Below are 858 nucleotides of genomic sequence, written 5' to 3'. Positions count from 1 at the left end.
ATCGCAGCCGTTGATCTGGAATTAGAACGATTAAATGCAGATAAAACCCATGCAGCGACACAGAAAGCCACAGTCAACAAACCTAAACGTCGACTGCTGCCAGATCATCTACACACCATCCGTATTGAGCATGAACCTGCATCAACCCAATGCAGTTGTGGCTGCCAGTTACGTCGTATCGGCGAAGATATCAGTGAAAAACTGCATTTCAGACCGGCACAGTTCTACAAGGAACAGCATGTCCGTGGCAAATGGGTCTGTGATCAGTGCGACACTCTGACTCAGCAAGCGATGCCCGCCTATGTGATTGATAAAGGCATTGCTTCACCTGAACTGCTCAGCCATGTGCTGGTATCGAAGTATGCCGATCATTTGCCGCTGTACCGTCAGCGCCTGATCTATCAGCGGGCGGGTATTGATTTATCCAGATCCACTTTATCTGACTGGATTGGTCGCTGCGGTGTGGAACTGGAACCTCTGGCTAATGCCTTAAAACAGGTGGTGTTGCAACAGCGGGTGATCCATGCCGATGAAACGCCGGTCACCATCATGCGGATGGGTGAGAATGAGAAAAAACCGAAGAAAGGTTATGTCTGGGTCTATGCCACCACACAGTACAATCCAGTTCAAGCGGTGATCGATGACTTTCAGGATAGTCGTTCAGGTCAGCATGCTGAAGAGTTCCTGAAAGGCTGGCAGGGTCATCTGGTCTGTGATGATTACAGTGGTTATAAAGCACGCTTTAAATCAGGTCAGGTCATTGAGGTGGGCTGCATGGCCCATGCACGTCGTAAATTCCATGAACTGCATGTGACCGGGAAAAGTCAGGTCGCTGAACAGGCATTAGTGCTGATTCAG

1 protein-coding gene is annotated in these 858 nt (G+C 49.4%); it reads left to right on the top strand.

The window, feature by feature from the left end; genetic code table 11:
• A partial coding sequence (gene tnpC / locus ACE01T_RS05910) for an IS66 family transposase (RefSeq protein ID WP_395518914.1) occupies positions 1 to 858 on the top strand: 858 nt, incomplete at both ends.

It is taken from the genome of Acinetobacter uliginosus (assembly GCF_044130295.1).
GTDB lineage: Bacteria > Pseudomonadota > Gammaproteobacteria > Pseudomonadales > Moraxellaceae > Acinetobacter.
Note: the sequence above shows the minus strand (reverse complement) of the source record. Positions and strands in the feature narration are given on the sequence as shown.